The sequence below is a fragment of the Arthrobacter arabinosi genome, from assembly GCF_054511115.1.
The window spans coordinates 569,646-590,638 of sequence record NZ_JBTNDF010000002.1; the positions used below are offsets into that span (position 1 = coordinate 569,646).

Sequence of the window (20,993 nt, forward strand, 5' to 3'; positions counted from 1 at the left end):
AGTAGGTACATCGTGTCCGTACTAGTTGTACGCACTCTCCCGTCCGCACAGACCTCCCGCACAGAGAGAAGATTCGCCAATGGCAGCCGAATCGCTTCCGAAATCCCGCATCCCCCTCTTCGACGGCATGAACCGCATCCCCGGCGGCCTCATGCTCATCCCCCTGATCCTCGGCTCGATCGTCGGGACGTTCACCCCCGGCTTCCTCGAACTCGGCAGCTTCACCACCGCCCTGTTCGCCGAGTCAGCTCTCCCCCTCATCGCCGTCCTGATCTTCGCCACCGGCATGCAGATCACCGCGAAGGCCTCGGGCCCCGTGCTCGCCACCACCGGCGTCGTCCTGCTGTTCAAGACGATCATCCCCGCCGCCCTCGTCGCGGGCCTCGGCCTCGTCGTCGGCATCGACGGCATCCTGGGCATCTCGATCCTCGCCCTGCTGGCCAGCTTCGACAACAGCAACGGCGGCCTCTGGCTCGCCTTCACCGGCCGCTACGGCGACTACCGCGACCGCGGCGCCTACATGGCCTCCGCCATCAACGACGGCCCCTTCTTCACCCTGCTCTTCCTCGGCATCTCAGGCCTCGGCAACATCCCGTTCCTCACCCTCCTCGCCGCCGTCATCCCGCTGATCCTCGGTTTCATCGTCGGCAACCTCGACGCGAAGTGGACCGAGGTCATGCGGCCCGTGCCGAACATCGTCATCCCGTTCTTCGCCTTCGCGCTCGGCACCGGCATCGACCTCCGCAACGTCATCACCGGTGGCCTCAGCGGCATCTTCGTCGGTATCGCCGCCACCCTGATCACCGGCACCCTCGTCTACTTCGGTTACCGGTTCATCCTCCGGCGCGGCATCAAGTCCGGCATCGGCATCGCCTCCGCGACGACGGCGGGCAACTCCATCGCCACGCCGGCCATCGTCGCTGCCGCGGATCCGAGCTTCTCCCCCTTCGTGGAGGTCGCGACAGCGCAGGTCGCCTCGGCCGTCCTGGTCACCGCGATCTTCGCGCCGCTCCTCGCCACCTGGGTGCTCAAGCGCCAGGGCGGACTCGACACGGACGACGCCGTCGGCGTCGTCCCTACCTCCGCCTCCGAACTCCCGCCCGCAGGCGACCCGTCCGCGCCCACCACCCGCCGCCGCCGGGCCGGGGACAACGAGTGACGACACCCACCGCACCTATCGTCGGCATTGCCGCCGACGACGTCACCGGCGCCACCGACTCCGTGGTCCAGTTCTCCCGCGCAGGCTGGTCCTCCCGGCTGCTCCTCGGCGAGCTGATCCCGAGGTCGGCAGTTCCGGGCAGTGCCCTGGCCATGAACTCCGATGCCCGGGCGATGGACACGGCGAGCGCCCGGACGGCGACGGCGGGGGCGGTGGCCGACCTCGTCACCGCCGGCGCGAACCGCCTCTACCTGAAGATCGACTCCACCATGCGCGGCAGCGTCCCGGCGCAGGTGTCCGGCGCCCTCGACGCGTGGCAGGAGCGGCACCCCGGCTGCTTCGCGGTCGTGTGCCCGGCCTACCCGGCGATGGGAAGGACCGTCCAGGACGGCCTGCTGCGCGTCCACGGCGGACCCGTCGAGGACTCCCCAGCGGGCCGCGACCCGGTCACTCCGGTTCCGACGAGCGAGTTCTCGCACCTCCTGCCAGGCACCACGACCATCAGCCTCAGTGGCCGGCCGGAGCAGGACGCGCTGGCCCTCCGGGAGGCCGCGAACGGCCGGATGGTCGTGGTGAATGCCACGTCCGACGACGACCTGCGCACCCTCGCGGCGGCTCTCGTCCTGGCCGGCTCCACGGCGGTACCCGCCGGGTCCGCCGGACTCGCGGCTGCGATGGCCGCAGCATGGGCGGATGCCGGAGCTGTGCGGGGTCGTGCGGAATCCGCTCCTGCTGCCCAGGGGCAGCGGATCGTCGTCGTCGTCAGTTCCCTGCACGACGTCGCCCGCGCCCAGACGGACCACCTGCGCACGCACCTGGACCCTGCCGATGTGCACGTGCTCCAGCCCGACGCCGCCCTCCTCGACCAGCCGGACCGGCTCGCGCAGTGGGCCACCGGGGAATTGGCGGCACGGGACGCCCTACCGCGCGTCGTCGTCGTCCTCTCCCCCGAGGCCACGGGCACCGGACTGCCGCTGAGCGGAGCGGCCATCGCACGCAGCCTCGCCTCGGTGGTGCAGCAGACGCTCGACTCCACCGAGGTCGGTGCCCTCGTGCTCGTCGGTGGGGACGGCGCCCGCGCCGTCCTCGACGCCACCCGCGCCCGGGCGCTGCGCATCACCGGCGCCATTCAGGAGGGCATCCCGGTCGGCGTCGTCGAAGGCGGCACCGCGGCTGGGAAGATCGTCGTGACGAAGGCTGGCGGCTTCGGCCCGGTCCATGCCCTGCTCGACACCATCACCGAACTCACCACCACTCTCGCCCACTCCACGGAGGCATACTCATGAGCATCCCCACCCTCGCCGTCACCCTCGGCGACGTCGCCGGCATCGGGCCGGAGATCACCGCGAAGTCCCTCCTCGGGCACGACGACGTCCGGCAGGAGTGCGTGCCCGTCGTCATCGGCGACGAGGCCGCCATGCGCCAGGGCGTCAAGAACATCGGCGGCGACCCGGACACGGTCCGCGTCCTGACCTCGATCGAGGACGCGACGAACGAGCCCGGCATCATCGAACTCCTGCAGACCGGCCCGTCCCTGGCGGACGTGAAGCTCGGCGAGCTGAGTCCCGCCGCGGGTGACGGCTCCTACCGCTTCGTCGTCGAGGCCTGCCGCCTCGCCCGCGAGGGCAAGGTACAGGGCATCGTCACCGCTCCGCTCAACAAGGCCGCGATGCACGCCGGCGGGCACAAGTGGCCCGGCCACACGGAGCTGCTCGCGCACGAGTTCGGCGTGGAGAACTTCAGCCTCGTCCTCTCGGCGGGCGACCTTTACTTCTTCCACCTCACCACCCATGTCTCCCTGCGCCAGGCCATCGAGGACGTGACCCCGCAGCGCACCACCAACGTCATCGAGCTCGTCAGCGCGTTCACGAAAGCGCTCGGCAAACCGGACGAGCCCATCGGCCTCGCCGGACTGAACCCGCATGCCGGCGAGAACCGCCTGTTCGGCGACGAGGACGCCGACATCCTCGCCCCCGCCGTCGCCGCCGCGCGTGAGAAGGGCGTCAACGTGCACGGGCCCATCCCCGCGGACGCGCTCATCCCCGCGGCGGTCAAGGGGAAGTGGAACATGGTCATCGCCTGCTACCACGACCAGGGCCACGCACCGTTCAAGGCGGTCTACGGTGACGACGGCGTGAACATCACCGTCGGCCTACCGGTCGTCCGTGTCTCGGTGGACCACGGGACGGCGTTCGACATCGCGGGTCAGGGGATCGCGCGCGAGGCGAGCCTGGTGCTGTCGATGCGCCGCGCCGCTGCGCTGGCGCCGGGCTGGGACCACGTCTGGCAGACCGCGCAGAAGAAGTAGCGGGTTGGCACCTAGGATCGGAATCATGACAAGCGACGAAGACCTCGACCCGCCCGTGCCCAGCTACCTCGAGGGCATCGAGCTCAACCGGGTCCACGACGGGAAGGTCATCGAGGAGGAGGACGACGCGTCGTCCTCCTCGGACGGCTCCGATAGCTAGGTCCTCGATCACCCTGAGCCGGAGCAGATCATCATGACTGGACCAGACGCCCCCGATTCCCTGGAGCGTCCGCTGGACGCCGGGAGCAGCGAGCCCTTGCACCTGCAGCTGCGCGGGCATCTGCGTGCGCAGATCCTGAACCACTCGCTGCCGCCGGGCACGTCCCTGCCCAGTGAGGCGCAGTTGCAGGTACGGTACGGGGTGTCCCGGTCCGTCGTCCGTCAGGCCCTCGGTGCGTTGACCGATGAAGGTCTGATCGAGCGTGGCCGTGGACGTGGCAGCACCGTGGCGCCCCGGCAGGAACACCACCGGCTGGTGCATAGCACCTCCGGATTGTCGGCCCAGCTGGGCAGCGCCGGAGCGACCGTCGGCACGGAGGTGCTGTCTCTGTCTCTGCAGGACGCCGATGCATCCACTGCGCTCCTCGGGACGCAGCAAGTGCTCTCGCTGGAGCGGCTTCGGACAGCCGATGGCGTGCCGATCGCCGTCATCCACACGTGGTTGCCTGCTCCGACATTCGCCGATCTGACCGCCGAGGATCTCCGGGATGCATCGCTGCATGCGGTGCTCAGCAAGAAGTACGGGGTACAGATCACCTCAGGCAAGCGGCAGATCCGGGCCGTGCCGGGCGACCGGGAGCTACTGCGGCTGCTGCGGTTGGGGGCGTCATCGCCCGTCCTTCTGCTCGAGGGCACCAGTTTCGATCAGCACGGGCGGCCTGTGGAGGTCTTCTCGACCTGGCACCACCCGGACCACGTGGTGTTCGACATCGACATCCAGCGGGACGCTTCGGCAGCGTCAATCGTGGCAACCGACCTGTCCCCGTCGCCGAGGCCCAGGGGTGGCTCTGATGCGATCGCTGATCGTGCACGCCGGCTAAGCGTCGACCTGCGGCACTTAGCTGATGAGCTATCTTCTGTGGATCATCGAGGCACTTAACGGGGTCAGTCCATAAATTGTTTGCTGGCCCTGCGTACGCTGCCAGTGATGGCTTCCACAACGAGCAAGGTGACCTACTGTGTCTGATCCACAACCTACAGTGATCGAATCAATGCCGAAGTGGCACGAATTCATGCGGCCGGTGTTGAGGGTTCTCTCGGACGGTAGGACAAGGACCCGCCGCGAACTGATTGCTGATGTGCTCGATGAAGAAGAAATTCCTGAAGACCAACGGGCCATCCTTCTCGCCTCTGGGCAATCGAGCGCTGAGAACCGGATCGGCTGGGCCATGTCCGCTCTGACCCGGGCGACGGCGGTTGCGAAACCAGAACGTGGACGCTTCACAATCACCGATGTTGGCAGAGAGCTACTTGCCGCTAATGGTGCCAGAATCACGAAGAACACTCTCCGAGCCATACCTGCTTACAACGACTACGAGCCGCGGCCCCAGAATCTCTCAGCGAGCAACGCCGCTCAAGGGCAGATAGATGAGGACTCCGAGCTCGATCCCACCGAGCAGATCGAGAGCGGCATCGAACTTTTGCGGGCCGACGTTGCAACGGACCTGCTGAAGCGGCTTCAGGACCGCCACCCCGACTTCTTCGAGGAAGCGGTCGTGAAGCTGCTTCTCGCGATGGGTTACGGCGGCGCAGAAAACCGGGGCCGCCGTATTGGTGGCACGGGAGACGGCGGTGTGGACGGAGTCATCGATCAGGACGCGCTCGGTCTGGATCAGATCTACATTCAGGCGAAACGATACGCTGCCGATTCAACCGTTGGACGAGAGGCGATTCAGTCGTTCGTGGGAGCACTCGCTGGACGTGGAGCGACGCGAGGAGTCTTCATAACGACCAGCCGGTTCTCGGCTCAAGCCCTCGACTACGCCCGCGCCATTCCTACACGCATCATTTTGATCGACGGCAAACAGCTCACCGATCTGATGATTCGTCATTCGGTCGGCGTACAGGTGGCCAAGACTTACACCGTCGTGGAAGTTGATGAGGACTTCTTCGAATAGTGACCTCATGTTATTTACACGCCGACTGCCTCCATATGGAAACGAAGGACTGCCCGGCCCGCGGCCGCTAGGACGGTGTCGACATCCCTTCTGAGGCCGCCATACGGTGAACTATCCGGGCACATGCTGCTGCACGACGCCCGGTGATGGCTGCGAGGGCGGTGCTGACAGCGATTCGGCGATCTGCTGGAGCGCTCCTGCCCCGATCCAGAGCACCAGGGCCAAGAGCACCAGGCGCCACATGGCACCGAGCCAACCGGTTTCGTTCTTGCGGCGTCGTCGATTCATAGGCCTCACAGCGCGAATTTGGGGGGTCGCTCCAGGCCGACCTGCGGAAACAGAACGCGTGGCTGCTGCCCGCCGGGCAGCGAGCAGTGGTGACTCAGCTGTGGATCGATCGAGCAAAGCGGTTGACGCCACCGCCGGGCTCACCGGCCCTGCCAGTAGCCCTTTCAGGTACTCGTAAATGGCGTTGACGAACGGCTCCTCGAGGACCGACGGTAGCGCAAGCACCGCATCCACCAGCTGATCAATGCCCACGATCCTCGTGCCTGTAACCGTCGAACCCTCGAGGTCGGACTGTCCCACCAGACAGATCCAGCCCTGCGCCATCCTTCGATGCTGCGGCTCGAGCAGAACGGCAACGGCGCTGCATTGCTCGAGCAGGGACGCCGTCTCCCGCTTCCGCGCGTAGCCGTTCTGGCACAGCTCACCGTTGCGCAGGCGCACATCGCCCGACCAGTTCTTGGCATCGATGATCAGGATCCCACCGGGTCCAATCGCGATGTGGTCGATGTTCGCCCTCGGCCGGCCCGGCCAATGCACGTCGTGGAGGACTCTCCAGCCGTGCGGTTCCAGCCGGCGCAGCTGCTCACCCACACGGGCTTCGCCCTCGGCCCCGGCGAGCCACGCCTGCTGGGCCTTACGCGCCTGCTCGAGTTCCGCCTCCAGCCGGGAGACCCGTTCCCCCATCTGCCGCGCCTGTTCGGCGGCACCCTGACCTGCTTCCACGTTCTCCCCCTATGCCTGCCGCCCAAGCCTAGGAGTGCTTGAATGCCGGGAAGCGAAGGAAAGCCCTAGGAGAACGGCAGGATTCCGGTGTGCGCTCTCGTCCCTTTCCCGGTCTCGCGCCCGGCCGTGGCGACATAGGGACGACGGGTCGCACGGCCCTTGCTACCCCGGACCAGGGCCACGACACTCGAGCGATGGAACAGCGAAGCCCAGAGGAAACCCTGAAGGAGTCCTACCCCGGCATCGGGATCGCCCTCGGCTCGGGGGCCGGATGCGCGATCGGGGTGGCGATCGCCGGCGGACCCGGAATCGCGATCGGAGCCGCCATCGGGGCGAGTGTCGGTCTCGTGGTCGGCGCGATCGCCCGGTCAGCATCCAAGCCGTCGCCGGGGTCGTCGTCGGAGTCGCCGTCGGGAAAACACGACGCCTGATCTCCAACGCTGAACCCGGACGCGAACGACGGCAGTCTCCGCCTGGGTTCGCCCCGACCCAGAACCGGGAGTCCGCCCGTCACTCCCCCAGGAACGGCCAGTCTTTCCGGGCTGCCCAGATCAGGAAGGCGAGCGCCGGGACGCTCCACAGCCAGAAGCCCCAGCCGAACAGCATGAGTCCCAGGTGGAAGGCGATGACGCCGATCCAGCCGGCCTTCGCCCACTGACCGCCGCGCAGGAGCAGGACCCCCAAAGTGGCCTCACCCGCTGACAGCGCGAGACCCCACCGCGCCGGAGCGGCCATGAAGATGCTGTCCCAGGCCTTCTCCACGAGCGGGATGAACGATTCCTGCGCGAAGGGCGCATACAGCTGCGGATCGGCCATGACGATCCCGAGGTGCACTCCTCCCGTGAACAGGAAGAATCCGCCCACGATCTTCCGGGCGAGACCCGTTCGCTTCCGATCCTCGCGCTGATCGGGAATGGAGGGCTTGTCCTTCGTGATCTTCAGCATGTCGCCTCGGCTTCCGGGTGGGCCGCAGCACGGGCGGCGGAATCGTGTCCTTTCCCATTGTTGTGTCCGCGACGACGGAGCACAGGGCCATTGGTCCTCGGACAGAGCCCCGCTGGACGGCTCGCCCACGCCGCCCCGTGGACGTTCGGCCCTATCAGGGCTGGGACCGTTCAGTGATGCTGGACGAGGATCCCGGCCGCCACATCCGGAAGGCAAACGACACCAAGTGCCCACCCGGACCACGTGGTGTTCGACATCGACATCCAGAGCAAACCCGCCGGGCTGGCCCCCGCCGTCGTCGCCTGCTGCCGACGCCCCTGATGCGCTCGCCGACCGGGCCCGCCGGCTCGGCGCGGATCTTTTCCGATTCACCGACGACCTGTCGCACGACGGTTCGTGATGACGGTGGAAAGCAAGCCGTGCTAATCCCTGGCGTCTTGGGTTGGTGAGCCACCGGTTGCCGCGAGATCCCGCAGCATACGATCGTGCAACTCGCGGGTGGCCGTGGCCAGACCGACTCCGGAATAGATCGAATCGAGTCCCCCGAAGTCGGTGAAGATCCCCCCGGCCTCTCGCATGATGACCGGCATAGGAGCCACGTCGAAGGGCGAGACCGTGAAGTCGATCATCGCGTCCGCTTGTCCGGCCGCTACGAGCGCGTAGCCGAACCCATCTCCCCACGTACGGATGACGCCGTCCTGGTTCTGAATCCGGTCGATCAGCTCGGTCGGCCAGTCCTCGAGCCACGTCGAGAGGATATAGGCTCCCTGCACGTCGCGGCGGCTCGACGTTTCCAATCGCCTGCCCTGCCCATCGAAGCATCCACGGCCTGACTGGGCGTAGACCAAACGATTCAGACTGGGTAGGGCAATGGCGCCGAACTCGATGCCCCGGGCCGATTCGTACGCCAGGAGCGTGGAGTACAGCGGCACACCATGGATGAAGGACTTGGTGCCATCGATCGGGTCCATGATCCATCGGCCGCCGGATGTCCCCTCCACCTCCGGGAATTCCTCACCCAGGAGGCCGTCGTCCGGGAAGTGACGTGAGAGCTCGTCGCGGAGGTGTCGCTCCACGCTGCGGTCGGCCTCCGTAACGGGAGTTCCGTCGTCTTTCTGTTCAACGCGGAAATGTGCTTCGTCGAACCAGGACCGGGCCATGTCCGAGCCCGCCTCGAGGATACTCAGAGCATTTTCGAACCGTGCATCAATGGTCATAATGCGTCCCTCGTTGAAGATGGTTGATTGTGGCTCAGCGCTACCTGCACACCGACGGGGATCCCGCTCGGCGAGAGCCCCACGCCCCGGATCCGCCCGAACTGACCGGTCCTGCCATGCCGGCGCGGCAGACCATCACCAGGGTCGAAGAAAGAGCGCCTGGACAGCCGGTGTGATCCAGATCATATACTGGGCGCTAATTCCGCGAAGCCTGCCGGCGAGAGAATTCGATGGTCCATTCAGATGTACCAATGAGGATAGACGTCACCGTCGATCGTCTCTTGATGCTGATGGCTGATCTGAATGACCGCGGGGAGTCAAGGCTCCCCGCCGAGCGACTCTTGGCGTCGCAACTCGGCGTGGCCCGCGGAACCCTGCGCAAGGCCCTGGAGTGGCTGCAGGGCGAGGGAATCGTGGAACGTCGGGTGGGCCGCAACGGCGGAACCCTTGTCCGGCAGGAGCATCCCGCCATGCAGTTGGGAGGACTGGACCCACATGCTTCACTCAAGGTGCACCGCCCGTTGCACCGAGTTCAAGGCATCCCGGCGCTACTGAGCGAGCAGGGGATGCTGTCGACCACTCGCGTACTCAGGACCGAGGAACGTGGGGCCAACACCACAGAGACCGCCACCCTCGGCCTTGGTCGTGGAGCGCGGGTCCTGGTCATCCTGCGCCTTCGCCTGGCGGATTCCGAGCCGCTCTCGTTGGAGCAGATGACGTTGCCGGCCGCGCGTTTTCCGCACCTGCTCGATCGCTCGTTGAACTCGTTGTACGAGATGTTCGAGCGGGAGTACGGCGTCAACTTGGCGTCCGTGGACGAAACCATCAACATTTCCCTGGCCAGCGCGAGCGTCGCCCAGCTGCTGAAGGTCACCATTGGGACTCCACTGTTCGACATCGACCGGATCTCGCGGGACGAAACAGGTGTACCCGTTGAGCTGTCGCACGATCTCTTCAACGCCACCCTCACCACCCTTACCCACACCGCGAACCGCTGCGCGGATGACGCCGGCCTGGACCATCAGCGTCCTCTCATGATGGAGCCAGTTTCCACCGTAGAACGACGGCTGAGGAGCCACGCCTAACCATCAAAGGAGAAGTTTCATGCCTGTTCAGGAACGGCTTTCGGAGTTCACACGGATGCGCGATCTCAAAGAGATCCAATGGTTCGGCCCCATTCCCCAGCTGCCCTCCCCTAGCTGGTGGGCCTCCGACAACACGCTTGTCCGTGGCCTAAGCGAGGAACACGGCCGGGTCATCGCCAAGGTGATGAGTCGCCATGCGTGGTCCTGGCGCAACCGCCACAGCATGATCCAGGCAGCGGTGGCGGCCGGCGAGAACGGAATCGGCCCCAGAGTCCACGCCTACGACCAGGAAATCGGCATCCTCCTCGTGGAGGAATTGGCGGACGACTGGCGCGTGGTGCGCCTGGACTACTACGCGGACCCTCAGTTCCGCTCGAACCTTCTCAGCACGCGTAGAGCCTTTGCTGCACTCGATCTGAACCTGGCCCCACGCAGTCCCATCGCCGACCTTATCCAGCTCGAGGAGGAGTGCCGCGATCGAGGAGTAGCCCTCGATCCACGGGTTACAACCGGCGTCGAGCACCTGCTGCGCTTCAGGGAGGTACTGCTCGAGTACCGCAGAGGCGTCGAGCTGCGACCCTCGCAGGGCGAAGCGACCTCGTCCAATCTGATGGTCCATCGGGACGGCCAGGTGAGGATCGTCGGCTGGGGCTCAGCCGCACAGCTGTCCCAGGTCCATGACACGGCCCTCCTGGTCTCCGAGGCATGCCCCACGGTGCTCAGCGCGGAGGCACTGATTCGGGAGGTGATGCCGGAGGCCTCATCGAAGGACATCGCCGTCGTGCAGGTCATCTCGCTCATCGAGCACCTGCGGTGGTCCCTGCTCACCTCCCTGCGCGCGGCCACCGACCCGGACGAGAACCTCGACTCCATCAAGTACGGACTCTGGCACATGACCCTCGCCGAAATCGCCCTCGCCGACCGTCACTTCATGACCGAACTAGAGAAGGAACTGTCCTGATGACTACCCAGACCGACATCGACACACTCTCGGACAGCTCCGGCCGCAACCCGGAATGGGCAGGGTCCACACCGGTCGTCAATCCGGTCCCAGGGGGCCTGACGAACCACAACTTCCGGCTCACCATGACCGGGATCGACCACGAGATATTCGCCAAGATCCCCGGCCCGGGCACGGAGGCGTTCATCGACCGCTCGGTGGCCAACGCAGCCGCCCGTCAGGCAGCAGAGGTCGGCATCAGCCCGCGCGTCCTGTTCTTCGACGCCGAGACCGGGATCGAGTATTCCGAGTTCCTTGGGGAGGGTTACCGAACCGCGACGACTCTCGACTTCCAGAGCATGGAACTTCTGGAGAAGATCATCGACATCTATCAGGCGTGGCACAAGACGCCGCCACTACCCCAGACCAAGACGATGTTGGACATGGTGGACGAGCACCTGGATCAGGTCCGCGGTTCTGCGATCGCCCTACCCTCCTGGGCTGACGACGTCGTCGAGGCGTATGGTCGCGCGGCCGAGCGCTTTCGCGCCTCCGGGCTGACCCTTGTCCCCGCGCACAACGATCCGATGCCGGGCAATTTCCTGCTGGGAGACGACGGGTCAGTGAAGCTGGTTGATTTCGACTACGCAGCCAACAACGAAGTGACCTACGAGCTTGCTCTTCTTTTCACGGAGATGTTCACCAGCGTGGACGATACCCGGGTACTCGTCCGTCGCTACCGGGGCAAGGACGACGAGCCGTTCTTCGCTCGTGTCATGGTGTGCCGCATGATCTGTGATACCAAGTGGGGGCTGTGGGGCCTGATCAACAATGCGGTCCGGGATGAGGAGTTCGACTACTACAAATACGGCACCTGGAAGCTCTACCGCAGCTTCCTCGTCTCGAAGCACCCACAGTTCGAAGAGTGGCTGGATCTGATCTGATGGTCGGCGCTGACGACCGGGACGGGCTCCTGCGTACCTTCAGTGCATTCTCCGAGATCGGAGCGAAGAACGGTGGCCTCCATCGCCTGACCGGCACACCGGCGGATGGTGCAGCCCGGAGCCTTCTGACGTCCAGCTTCCGGGAACGCGGCTACACAGTGGCACGTGACGCGGTCGGGAACCTTTTCGGGTTCGTGCTCCCCCCGGACGAACGGCCCACGATCCTCCTCGGCTCGCACCTGGACTCGCAGCCGGACGGCGGACGATTCGACGGACAGACCGGTGTGGTGATCGCACTGTGGGCAGCACGCATTCTCGAGCCGAAGATCCGGTCAGGTGAGCTGCCGTTCAACCTGGGCGTGGTGAACTGGACCAACGAGGAAGGCGCCCGGTTCCAGCCGAGCGTGCTCGGTAGCAGCGTCTTCACCGGCCGCATCCCGGTCCACGCTGCTCTTGGCGCGACAGATTCTTGCGGTGCCACGCTCGGAGAAAGCCTGGCCAAGATCGATGCTCTGGGAACCGACGAGGTCCCCCTGCCCGCCGCCTACCTCGAGGTCCACGTGGAGCAAGGCGGCATACTCGAACGCGAACGTGTGGACATCGGCGTCGTGGAGGGCGCGTGGGGTGCTCTGAAACTGGACGTCCAGGTCACGGGCTTGCAGACACATACTGGTCCACCCCCCATGGCCGAGCGCGTTGATGCGCTGTACGCGACCGCACTGTTGGTCACCGCGGTGCGGGACATGGGCCTCGATCAGCCCGATGGTCGACTCCACACGACGGTCGGTTCTCTCCGGATCACTCCCGAGTCCCCGAACTGCACCCCGTCCGAAGTCCGCTCCAAGGTCGAGCTGCGGTCCGACGACCCCGCCATCCTGACCGCTTCGAGGACCAAGCTCGACATGGTCCTCGAAGAGATCGGCCGGTTGACAGGGGCGAGTCTGGAAGTCTCTGCCGAGTCGCTGCGTGAGACTACGCGCATGTGGCCACAAGGCGTCGAAATCCTCGAACGAGCAGCGACCGGCTGTCAGTTGTCGAGCCGCCCCATGAAGACTGTCGCCGGACACGATGCCCTGGTCATGAACGCCGCAGTACCGAGCATGCTCTTCTTTCTTCCCAGCGTGGGTGGACAAACTCACAACTGCCGTGAAATGACCGAGGATAAGGACCTGTTGAATGGGCTCAGCTTGATGGTGAAGGCGGTGGAGACCCTGGGAGAAACGTACGCAAGTAGCCCCGAAGACGACAGAAATCCAGCTTCCTAGGACGGCGATCAATCTGCCGACACCGACGACTGCGCGCGTGAGGTCGTCACGAGGGCCGAGGCCTGCTGGAACTGAAGGAGCGCCGCGTGGACCTTCGGCCCTATCTGGGCCGGGGCCGTCCCGGAATGCTGGAGGAGGATCCCGGCCCGCCACCTCCGGAAGGCAGCTGACGCACGATGGCCACCCAACTCGACGCAGACCCCACTCCCTCCACGCGCGCGCGAACACTGATGGAGCCCGTCTGGGCCGACCGCCGCGTGGGCGCTGCCGTGGCACTGGCCGTCGCCGTCGGCTGCGGCCTCCTGCTGGGTTGGTGGACTCCCCGCGGCCCCCTCACCACCGCGGAGTCGCTCGGGACGATGCTCCTCTGCCTGCTGGTCGGCGTCGCCGCCGGCTTCATCCTCCGGTCGCGGTGGGTGATGCTGGCCGCCCCCGTCGTGGTCGTCGTCGTCTTCGAACTCACGCGCATCGGCACCGACGGACCCACCGTCGATGAAATCGCCACCAGCCCCTACGGCATCCTCGCGTTCATCGTCGGGCGCGGCTTCCACGCCCTCCTTGCCCTGCCCGCGATGATCCTGGGCGCAGCGCTCGGCGCCGGAGTGGCGCGACGATTCACGCGCTCCCCCGACCAAACCCACCGGACGGGTGCCGGCGTCGTCGTCCGCCGTGCTGTTGCCGCCCTTGCGGCGGTGGCGCTCATCGCGCTCGCGGTGGTTCTCGCCCGGCCGGCCGGCACCGATCCCATCCAGGCCGCCGACGGCGAACCCGTGACCGGCAGCATCGCCGAGCTCACCACGGTGGAGACCGGAGGCAAGGACCTCGGCCTCATGCTGCGCGGCGTCGACGTCGAGAAGCCGGTCCTGCTGTTCCTCGCCGGCGGCCCGGGCGGATCCGAGCTGGGCGCCATGCGCAACCATCTGCAGGAGCTGGAGGAGCACTTCGTCGTCGCCACCCTGGACCAGCGGGGCACCGGGACGTCCTACCCGGAGCTGGACCCGGCCTCCACTCTCACCCTCGAGAGCTCCGTCGAGGACGCGATCACCGTCACGAACGTCCTGCGGGAGCGCTTCGGCGAGGACAAGATCTACCTGTCGGGACAGTCGGGCGGGACGATCTACGGCATCCTCGCCGTCCAGCAGGAGCCGCAGCTCTACCACGCGTACATCGGCACCGGGCAGATGGTGGACCCGCTCGAGACCGACACCATCTTCTACCAGGACACCCTCGCCTGGGCCGAGCGGTCCGGCGATACTGCGCTGGTGGAGGAGCTGGAACGGATCGGCCCGCCACCCTACGAGGACATGCTGGACTACGAGACCGCACTGGCCTACGAACACCAGGTGTACCCCTACGACCACACCGGCAATTCGGAGGGCGAGGGCGGGTTCTCGGAGAACTTCCTCGTCCCCGAGTACACGCTCACCGACCAGATCCACCTGCTCGGCGCGTTCATGGACACCTTCTCCGTCATCTACCCCCAGCTCCAGGACACCGACTTCCGCACCGACGTCACCAGCCTCGAGGTCCCCGTCTACTTCGTGCAGGGCGCTCACGAGGCCGGCGGCCGCGCCGAGCCGTTCGCCGAATGGTTCGAGCTGCTCGAGGCCCCGGTCAAGGAGTCCACGGAACTTGCGACCTCAGGACACCGTCCGCTGTTCGAACAGCCCGACGCGTTCGTGGCCTATCTGCGCGACACCGTGCTCGTCCGGACGCCGCCGTCCTGAGCGTTGCCACGGGCCGAGCGTCAGGCGTCCGCCGTGCGGGCCCGGTCCGCAGGAGACAGCTGCCGGTCACGGAGGAACTCGACGACGCCGAACACCAGGAGCGCCGCGACGGTGAACCATGCTCCCACCAGCGACCACTCGGGTGTCACCACCGCGATCAGCACGCCGACGACGATCAGCGGCAGGGCGAGCAGCAGGAACGAGCTCATGCCGTAGAGAAACACGAACGGAAGATAGTGGGCCCCCACGAGCACCATCGCCGCAGGGAAGAAACGGCCCGGTTGGGGTGCGGTGAGGGCGAGAATCACGAGGACGCCGAGGGGGATCTGCATGGCCAGCTGGAACGCCAGCGCGGACATCGGGTGACCCTTCGGCAAGGAGGATGGACCGCCGAGGATCCGCAGCCCGAGGGTCGTCAGCGGAAAGATCAGGATTCCCCCGAGGAACAGGGCCCACGCGGCGCTCATCAAGGAACCCTGTGAGGCGACGATAACGGCCGCTGCCCACACGAGCGCCGTCACGAGCTGCCCGACCGATCCTCGACGGTAGACCCGGCGTACGTCCTCCTGAGCTACGGCAATGAGCATGCGTCGACCCTCCCGGTCACACCGGGTGCGATGGTCGACCGCGCCCTGGTTGTTCGCTGACCCTAGCCCTTATGCCGTCGACCGGGTCGACGAACCGTGCCGACGGGACGACCCACGGTCAGGAGCGTACCGGCAGCAGCGTCTCGAGGTACCCGATGATCGCCGCCACGCCCGCCTCGAAGCCGAGGTCCGAGCGTTTCCCGTCCAGGGAGGCGCCGGCGAAGGCACCGTGCAGCGCGGGCTGGCCCTCGGCGTCGGCGAGCCAGGACAGCTCGGGGGACGCCATGTCCAGCGCGGACCCCAGCATGAAGCTGTCGAGGACGGTCACGGCCACCACGACGTCGTTCGGCGCGAAGCCCTGCTCCACGAACACCGCGGCGAGGTGCTCGTAGATGTCCAGCGTCGCGGTGTCCGTCACGGCCTCCCCCACGAGCAGCGGGATGGCCTTCGCATGCTGGCCGAGTGCGCTGCGGTAGCTCCTCGCCCACGCGGCGGCCCGGTCCCGCCAATCAGGACCCGCCGTGAAGAAGTCCCCCGCCGCCAGGGCGTCGGAGCCGATGACGGACCGGATCCCGTTGATGATCTCCGGGCGTCCCTGGACGTGGTGGTAGATCGAGGACGGGCTGACGGACAGCTTCTTCGCCAGCCCCGGCAGCGTGAAATCGCCGAACTCGTCCACCAGCTCCAGTGCTGCCCGATAGATCTTCTCCGGCGACAGAATCGCCTGGCGTGGCCGCCCCATGCTCCCCCTTGTACCGGCGGCTGAGCCGCCCTCTGCTGTCCCGGTTCGGCGAGGCTCCCGCCGTCGTCGTCGCCGTCGTCGTCGTCCCCCTCGTCGTCGTCAGAACACGATGACGCTGCGCGCCCGCTCGCCCCGGCGCATCGCGTCGAAGGCCTCGTTGACCTCGTCCAGCCTAATCCGGTGCGAGATGAGCCGGTCCACGGGCAGCCGCCCCGCGAGGTACAGCGCGGCGAGGCGCGGGAAGTCCCGCCCCGGCACGGTGGAGCCGTAGTTGGAGCCGATGAGAGACTTCCCGCTCTCCGCGAGCATCAGCGCGTCGATGGAGACCGGGCTGTCCTCCGGCGGCAGTCCCACGAGAACGGCCTTGCCTCCGGGGGCGATGAGCGAGGGAAGGGACTCGATGGTCTGCACCCGGCCGATCGCCTCGAACGCGTAGGCGGCGCCTCCCTGCGTGATCGCGGCGACCTCCTCCGCGAGCCCGTCGGACGGCACGAGGGTGTGGGTGGCGCCGAACTCCCGCGCCGCCGCGAGCTTCTCCTCGCTGAGGTCGACGGCGATGATCGGGTTCGCGCCCACGAGCCGCAGCGCCATGATGATCGAGAGCCCCACGCCGCCGGTCCCGACGACGACGGCGGACGTGCCGGCCTCGACACCGGCGTCGTTCACGACCGCTCCGAAGCCGGTGGCGACGGAGCAGCCGATGAGGCTGGCGACGTCGAACGGGACCTCGTCGGGGATGCGGATGGCGCCGGCTTCGGGGACGACCGCGTATTCGCTCATGGACCCGACGGTCAGGTACGGGAACACGCGGTCGCCGTCGAGGGTGAGCGGGCTGCTGCCGTCGGGCAGGAGGCACTCCTCGGACCGGCTGCCCGTGCACACATACGACTTCCCCGACAGGCACGCGGTGCAGCGCCGGCAGGGGTAGAACCAGGAGAGGATCACGTGGTCGCCCGCCGCGACGTCCGTGACGCCGTCGCCGATCGCCTCGACGGTCCCCGCGCCCTCGTGGCCCATCACCGTGGGCGAGGGCAGCGTCCAGTCGCCGTCGAGCACGTGCCGGTCCGATCCGCACACGCCCGAGGCGCCCATGCGGACGAGGACGGTGCCCGGGGCGGGATCGGCGACGTCGACGGCGGTCAGGTCGAGGTCCTGCGAACCGCGGCGGTGGACGGCGGCGCGGGAGGTGCGGCTCATGCGCGACCCTCGACTTCCTGCTCGGGACCGGTCGCGTAGCCGCCGAGGCCGCGGCGGACGTAGAGGACGCGGGCGAGGGCGTAGTAGACGACGCCGCCGACGATGGCGGCGGGGAAGGACGCGGTGATGTAGCCGAAGACGGGCAGTGCGGTCAGTGTGACCGGGTTGTAGATGACGAGGTAGAAGGCGGCCCCGGCGACGACGGCGGCCATGCCGGCCCAGTTGACGCCACCGTGGAAGTGGTAGGCGCTTGTCTGGCGGTGGCGGTAGAGGTCCTGGAGGACGACGCGCTGGCGACGCAGCAGGAAGTAGTCGGCGATGATCGCCCCGCACATCGGAGCCAGGAACGCGCCGCTGAGGGTCACGAACACCATGAACCGCTGGTACATGAACCCCGGGAAGAACGCGAGGACGGCCGGCAGGACGAAGAACGCCGCACACAGCCACGCCCACCGGACCCCGGAGAGCAGAGTACCGCTCGCCTGCCGGATGGCGAGCACCGTCGAGTAGACGATCGACGACGTGCTCGTGATGTTCGCGAACGCGATGAACAGCAGGATGAACGCGCCGAGGACGGGGCCGCCGAACGGCAGCATCCAGACGGTCGGATCGGAATCCCCGAGCGTCAGGGCGGCGGCCATGCCGACGACCTGCGCGATCAGGGTGGCACCGAACAGCCCGAGGTAGGACGGCCAGAGGGCGGCCGTCGGGGTCTTGGTCAGCCGGGCGAGGGACCCCATGACCGGGTACCAGGACACGCCGACGCCCACGTTGAACTCGACGGCGAGGGCGAAGTTGAGGCGCTCGTCCTCGAACGGGGCCAGCGGCGCGGCGCTGAACAGCGTGCCCCAGGAGGTGTTGAGGACCAGGAAGACCATGAGGAAGACGGTCACGACGATCAGGCCCGGGGCGATGAACTTGTTGAACCGGCCGATGGTCACGGGTCCGCGGGAGAGGATCCACCAGGAGACTGCGATCGCGAGGAGGGCGAAGACCGTGACCATGACGCTCTCGGGCCCGAAGTCTGTGCTGAACGTGGAGTTGGAGACCTGGGTGACGGCCCGGCCGACCATGATGGCCAGCAGCGAGGACCAGCCCATCTCGGTGATCAGGATGACAGTGAAGACGAGGATCCCCACCCCGACGAGCCCGAAGACGGGCCGGAGGATGGTGTACTGCTCCACGCCGTAGCGCTGGCTGGCGACGACGCTGGCCAGGATCATGAACCCGAGGCCGATCGCGTTGCCGATGATCATGGCGGCGATGCCCTGCTGGAAACCGACGAGCAGCGCCGTCGACCCGCCGACGAGGAACGCCCAGGTGGCGATGGCGAGGCTGATGTTGACGCCGGTGAAGTCGGCGCCGTTCCAGATCCGTTCCCTGCGGAGCAGGGGCAGCGAGCCGAGCGATCCGCCGTTGCCGACGTCGTTCGTGTTCATCTGGGTGCTGCCGGTGCTCTGCGGGTTCTTCGTGCTCACAGCGCCAGCACCAGGAAGCCCAGCAGGGTGATCCCGAGGGTCACGAGGGCGTACAGGCCGAGGTGCCGTCCCGAGAGTGCGGCGCGGGAGGCGTCGTCCTCCTCGTGGGCGGCGATCTCGCCGAGCCTGGACTGCAGATCGCTTGCCGTGGTGGCGTCAGCTGGATCCATGATGCGCTTCTCCAATAATCGAATGTCATTCGGTTCTGGTACATCGTTGTGCCTATCATGAGGGCTGTCAATGGATCGGCCGTCGAAATCTGCCCGGCGGAACCCCGCATCCCCGGCCTCCCGGAAGGAGCAGCGGTGCCCGCTCTCGCTGTGCTCCAGGCCGCCGGGACGGTTGGCGCCGTGGAGGAGAACCTCCGCCGCCTCGACGGGCATGCCGCCCGCGCGGCCGCCCAGGGCGCGGAGATCCTCGTGACCCCGGAGCTCTTCGCCACCGGCTACGCTCCCGCGCTCGTCGCGGAGTCGGACGGGCAGGCGGTACGGGACGCGCTCGCCTGCATCGCCCGGCGGTACCGGATCGCGCTCGTCGGATCCTCCGTCGAGGCCACCGCGGACGCCCGGCACATCACCGCGTCCCTCTTCGACCACCAGGGCGCGGAGCTGACCCGGTACCGGAAGGCGCACCTGTTCGGGGCCGAGGAGCAGTCCGTCTTCGTCCCCGGCGACGAGCTTCCCGAGGTGGTCCCGCTGCTGGGCATGGGCGTGGCGCTCGGCATCTGCTACGACGTCGAGTTCCCGGAATTCGTGCGCAGCGCCGCCCAGCGTGGCGCCGATCTGCTCCTCGTCCCCACCGCGGTGCCGGCCACGGGCGACGTCGGGAACCGGCCGCCGGTGCACACCTACAACGCCGAGCGCATCTCGACGCTGCTGGTGCCCGCGCGGGCCCTCGAGAACGGGGTGTACATCGCCTACGCGAACCACACGGCGCCGGGCTTCACCGGGCTGAGCTGCATCACAGGCCCCTACGGGACGTTCCTCGGGCTCGCCGGCGACGGTGAGGAACTGCTCTTCGCCGGCGTGGACCAGGCAGAGGTGCGCCGGGCCCGGGAGCTCAACACCTACCTGACCTGCCGTCGTCCGGGGCTCTTCGCCTGACGCCTCCCGATTGCTTTGTGCCGTACGTGGGACACCGCGTCGTCGGCCGTCCGGACGGGTCACCTGTACACGTGCAGTGCCCCGCCGTACCCGAGGGGTATGCCGTGCCCGCGCAGCCAGGAATCCAGCACCTCGGTGACGGCCGCAAAGCCGAGCTGTTGGATCGGTGCGACGGCGGCGTGAGGCTTGTTCCCGGCGTCGTCCGCCTCCGCGCCCAGTCCGATCCGCCAGTTGTGGGTCCCTGCGTCATCGCAGTAGGCGACCTCCACGAGGTAGCCGCTTCCCGTGTTCATGACCTGGGCGTATCGTCCCGACGGACCGCGGTCGAGGTTCTTGGACTGGATGATCAGCCAGTCACCACTGGCGGCGATCAGCCGGATCAGACGGACCACCCGGGCCCGCGACCCCAGGTCCCGCCAGTCGCTGCAACAGCCATCGACGCTGGCCATCCACTGGAACGCTTCCTCAGCGGCCGGGTGCAGGAGGAGGTCCAGAAAGGCGTCGTCGACGGGCGCACAGTCGATCTCAGTAGCGGTCAGCTCGCCAACGGAAGTTCCGATCATCCGGGCTCCTTTCAGACGGTGGCGTCGATCCATGATTTCCCGCACCACTGACATTCCACATCGTGCGTGATCCCGGAACGACCCGCGTCGACAACCGCCCAGGCTCATCGTCCGACGACTTGCGTGATCCGACGGAAGAGGTCCGCCACGAAAGGCGCTCGCTCGCGGGCTTAGTCTGGGTCTGACCACCAGCCAGCACGCACCGGGAGAACCATGACCTACGAACTCCGCACCTACACCGCGAACCCCGGCAAGATGGACGCCCTCGTGGAGCGCTTCCGCTCCTCGACCATCGACCTGTTCACCGAACACAACATGAGGAGCCTCGGCTACTGGACGCCGGTCGGCAGCGACGACGTCCTCGTCTACCTCCTCGAACACGACGGCGATCCGAAGGCGAACTGGGCGGCGTTCGGCGCCGACCCCCGCTGGACCGAGGCGAAGGCGGCGTCGGAGACGGACGGTGCCCTGGCGGCGAGCATCGAATCCGTGATGCTCGAGGCGACCGACCTGTACCCCATCGCTGTGGCGCGCTGAGCCTGTACCCGGGAGCGAGGTCCTCTGTACGATCAGGCTGAGCTCCAACGAGGGAGCCCCGGCGAAGG

The 20,993-nt window shown here is 67.1% G+C and carries 24 protein-coding genes; 15 read left to right on the forward strand and 9 right to left on the reverse strand.

The window, feature by feature from the left end; all coding sequences use genetic code 11:
• The first annotated feature begins 79 nt into the window (after positions 1 to 79).
• From ACX80P_RS06785 to ACX80P_RS06810, 6 genes are all read left to right on the forward strand, one after another.
• On the forward strand, positions 80 to 1,159 hold the full coding sequence (locus ACX80P_RS06785; RefSeq protein ID WP_459277296.1) for a 2-keto-3-deoxygluconate permease: 1,080 nt from the start codon (positions 80 to 82) through the stop codon (positions 1,157 to 1,159).
• A complete protein-coding gene (locus ACX80P_RS06790; RefSeq protein WP_459277297.1) occupies positions 1,156 to 2,445 on the forward strand; it encodes a four-carbon acid sugar kinase family protein in 1,290 nt (429 codons plus the stop codon). Before ACX80P_RS06785 ends, ACX80P_RS06790 begins: the two co-directional genes overlap by 4 nt.
• Entirely contained in the window at positions 2,442 to 3,467 is a 1,026-nt protein-coding gene (gene pdxA, locus ACX80P_RS06795; protein WP_459277298.1) for a 4-hydroxythreonine-4-phosphate dehydrogenase PdxA, read from the forward strand. Before ACX80P_RS06790 ends, pdxA begins: the two co-directional genes overlap by 4 nt.
• Before the next feature lie 25 nt (positions 3,468 to 3,492).
• A complete protein-coding gene (locus ACX80P_RS06800; protein WP_459277299.1) occupies positions 3,493 to 3,627 on the forward strand; it encodes a hypothetical protein in 135 nt (44 codons plus the stop codon).
• 96 nt (positions 3,628 to 3,723) lie between these two features.
• On the forward strand, positions 3,724 to 4,566 hold the full coding sequence (locus tag ACX80P_RS06805; RefSeq protein ID WP_459277300.1) for a GntR family transcriptional regulator: 843 nt from the start codon (positions 3,724 to 3,726) through the stop codon (positions 4,564 to 4,566).
• Positions 4,567 to 4,645: 79 nt separating this feature from the next.
• The gene (locus ACX80P_RS06810) at positions 4,646 to 5,584 is read left to right on the forward strand and encodes a restriction endonuclease (protein ID WP_459277301.1); all 939 of its coding nucleotides are present in this window, start codon (positions 4,646 to 4,648) and stop codon (positions 5,582 to 5,584) included.
• Between the two features lie 111 nt (positions 5,585 to 5,695).
• Here the strand turns inward: ACX80P_RS06810 and ACX80P_RS06815 are convergent, their stop codons facing one another.
• Positions 5,696 to 6,595, reverse strand: a complete 900-nt coding sequence (locus ACX80P_RS06815) for a nuclease-related domain-containing protein (protein WP_459277302.1) — start codon at positions 6,593 to 6,595, stop codon at positions 5,696 to 5,698.
• Positions 6,596 to 6,789: 194 nt separating this feature from the next.
• Here ACX80P_RS06815 and ACX80P_RS06820 point away from each other — a divergent pair, with 194 nt between their 5' ends.
• Positions 6,790 to 7,026, forward strand: a complete 237-nt coding sequence (locus tag ACX80P_RS06820) for a hypothetical protein (protein WP_459277303.1) — start codon at positions 6,790 to 6,792, stop codon at positions 7,024 to 7,026.
• 79 nt (positions 7,027 to 7,105) lie between these two features.
• On the opposite strand, the gene ACX80P_RS06825 is transcribed toward ACX80P_RS06820, so the two are convergent.
• Positions 7,106 to 7,540 (reverse strand): hypothetical protein, encoded by a 435-nt coding sequence (locus tag ACX80P_RS06825; RefSeq protein WP_459277304.1) that lies wholly within the window; start codon positions 7,538 to 7,540, stop codon positions 7,106 to 7,108.
• Between the two features lie 422 nt (positions 7,541 to 7,962).
• Entirely contained in the window at positions 7,963 to 8,757 is a 795-nt protein-coding gene (locus tag ACX80P_RS06830; RefSeq protein ID WP_459277305.1) for an inositol monophosphatase family protein, read from the reverse strand.
• Positions 8,758 to 9,008: 251 nt separating this feature from the next.
• Between ACX80P_RS06830 and ACX80P_RS06835 the strand changes: the two genes are divergently transcribed.
• The 5 genes from ACX80P_RS06835 (at position 9,009) to ACX80P_RS06855 (ending at position 14,718) form a co-directional block, all read left to right on the forward strand.
• On the forward strand, positions 9,009 to 9,842 hold the full coding sequence (locus tag ACX80P_RS06835; protein WP_459277306.1) for a GntR family transcriptional regulator: 834 nt from the start codon (positions 9,009 to 9,011) through the stop codon (positions 9,840 to 9,842).
• 55 nt (positions 9,843 to 9,897) lie between these two features.
• Positions 9,898 to 10,803: a hypothetical protein gene (locus ACX80P_RS06840; RefSeq protein ID WP_459277307.1), complete on the forward strand. Its 906-nt coding sequence runs from the start codon at positions 9,898 to 9,900 to the stop codon at positions 10,801 to 10,803.
• Positions 10,803 to 11,726: a phosphotransferase gene (locus ACX80P_RS06845; RefSeq protein ID WP_459277308.1), complete on the forward strand. Its 924-nt coding sequence runs from the start codon at positions 10,803 to 10,805 to the stop codon at positions 11,724 to 11,726. Before ACX80P_RS06840 ends, ACX80P_RS06845 begins: the two co-directional genes overlap by 1 nt.
• Positions 11,726 to 12,991 (forward strand): Zn-dependent hydrolase, encoded by a 1,266-nt coding sequence (locus ACX80P_RS06850; protein WP_459277309.1) that lies wholly within the window; start codon positions 11,726 to 11,728, stop codon positions 12,989 to 12,991. The genes ACX80P_RS06845 and ACX80P_RS06850 overlap by 1 nt, the downstream gene beginning before the upstream one ends.
• A gap of 176 nt (positions 12,992 to 13,167) precedes the next feature.
• Positions 13,168 to 14,718: an alpha/beta fold hydrolase gene (locus tag ACX80P_RS06855; RefSeq protein ID WP_459277310.1), complete on the forward strand. Its 1,551-nt coding sequence runs from the start codon at positions 13,168 to 13,170 to the stop codon at positions 14,716 to 14,718.
• A gap of 20 nt (positions 14,719 to 14,738) precedes the next feature.
• On the opposite strand, the gene ACX80P_RS06860 is transcribed toward ACX80P_RS06855, so the two are convergent.
• Positions 14,739 to 15,305 carry a DUF7010 family protein gene (locus ACX80P_RS06860; protein ID WP_459277311.1) on the reverse strand — a complete coding sequence of 189 codons (567 nt, stop codon included), beginning with the start codon at positions 15,303 to 15,305 and terminating at the stop codon, positions 14,739 to 14,741.
• Between the two features lie 118 nt (positions 15,306 to 15,423).
• On the reverse strand, positions 15,424 to 16,047 hold the full coding sequence (locus ACX80P_RS06865; RefSeq protein ID WP_459277312.1) for a TetR/AcrR family transcriptional regulator C-terminal domain-containing protein: 624 nt from the start codon (positions 16,045 to 16,047) through the stop codon (positions 15,424 to 15,426).
• On the opposite strand from ACX80P_RS06865, the gene ACX80P_RS06870 reads away from it, so the two are divergent.
• Positions 16,035 to 16,160: a hypothetical protein gene (locus tag ACX80P_RS06870; protein ID WP_459277313.1), complete on the forward strand. Its 126-nt coding sequence runs from the start codon at positions 16,035 to 16,037 to the stop codon at positions 16,158 to 16,160. The two genes, ACX80P_RS06865 and ACX80P_RS06870, sit on opposite strands and share 13 nt — an antisense overlap.
• On the opposite strand, the gene ACX80P_RS06875 is transcribed toward ACX80P_RS06870, so the two are convergent.
• The 3 genes from ACX80P_RS06875 to ACX80P_RS06885 are packed head-to-tail and all read right to left on the reverse strand — an operon-like array spanning position 16,147 to position 18,892.
• Positions 16,147 to 17,244, reverse strand: a complete 1,098-nt coding sequence (locus ACX80P_RS06875) for an alcohol dehydrogenase catalytic domain-containing protein (RefSeq protein WP_459277314.1) — start codon at positions 17,242 to 17,244, stop codon at positions 16,147 to 16,149. The genes ACX80P_RS06870 and ACX80P_RS06875 overlap by 14 nt on opposite strands.
• Positions 17,241 to 18,722 carry a purine-cytosine permease family protein gene (locus ACX80P_RS06880; RefSeq protein WP_459277315.1) on the reverse strand — a complete coding sequence of 494 codons (1,482 nt, stop codon included), beginning with the start codon at positions 18,720 to 18,722 and terminating at the stop codon, positions 17,241 to 17,243. The genes ACX80P_RS06875 and ACX80P_RS06880 overlap by 4 nt, the downstream gene beginning before the upstream one ends.
• Positions 18,719 to 18,892: a hypothetical protein gene (locus tag ACX80P_RS06885; RefSeq protein ID WP_459277316.1), complete on the reverse strand. Its 174-nt coding sequence runs from the start codon at positions 18,890 to 18,892 to the stop codon at positions 18,719 to 18,721. Before ACX80P_RS06885 ends, ACX80P_RS06880 begins: the two co-directional genes overlap by 4 nt.
• Positions 18,893 to 19,027: 135 nt before the next feature.
• On the opposite strand from ACX80P_RS06885, the gene ACX80P_RS06890 reads away from it, so the two are divergent.
• Complete coding sequence (locus tag ACX80P_RS06890) at positions 19,028 to 19,825, forward strand: nitrilase-related carbon-nitrogen hydrolase (RefSeq protein ID WP_459277317.1); 798 nt, start codon at positions 19,028 to 19,030, stop codon at positions 19,823 to 19,825.
• A gap of 59 nt (positions 19,826 to 19,884) precedes the next feature.
• Here ACX80P_RS06890 and ACX80P_RS06895 read toward each other — a convergent pair whose 3' ends face one another.
• Positions 19,885 to 20,388, reverse strand: coding sequence for a hypothetical protein (locus tag ACX80P_RS06895; RefSeq protein WP_459277318.1), 504 nt, complete (start codon positions 20,386 to 20,388; stop codon positions 19,885 to 19,887).
• Between the two features lie 213 nt (positions 20,389 to 20,601).
• Here ACX80P_RS06895 and ACX80P_RS06900 point away from each other — a divergent pair, with 213 nt between their 5' ends.
• On the forward strand, positions 20,602 to 20,925 hold the full coding sequence (locus ACX80P_RS06900) for an NIPSNAP family protein (protein ID WP_459277319.1): 324 nt from the start codon (positions 20,602 to 20,604) through the stop codon (positions 20,923 to 20,925).
• The last annotated feature ends 68 nt before the right edge of the window (positions 20,926 to 20,993 follow it).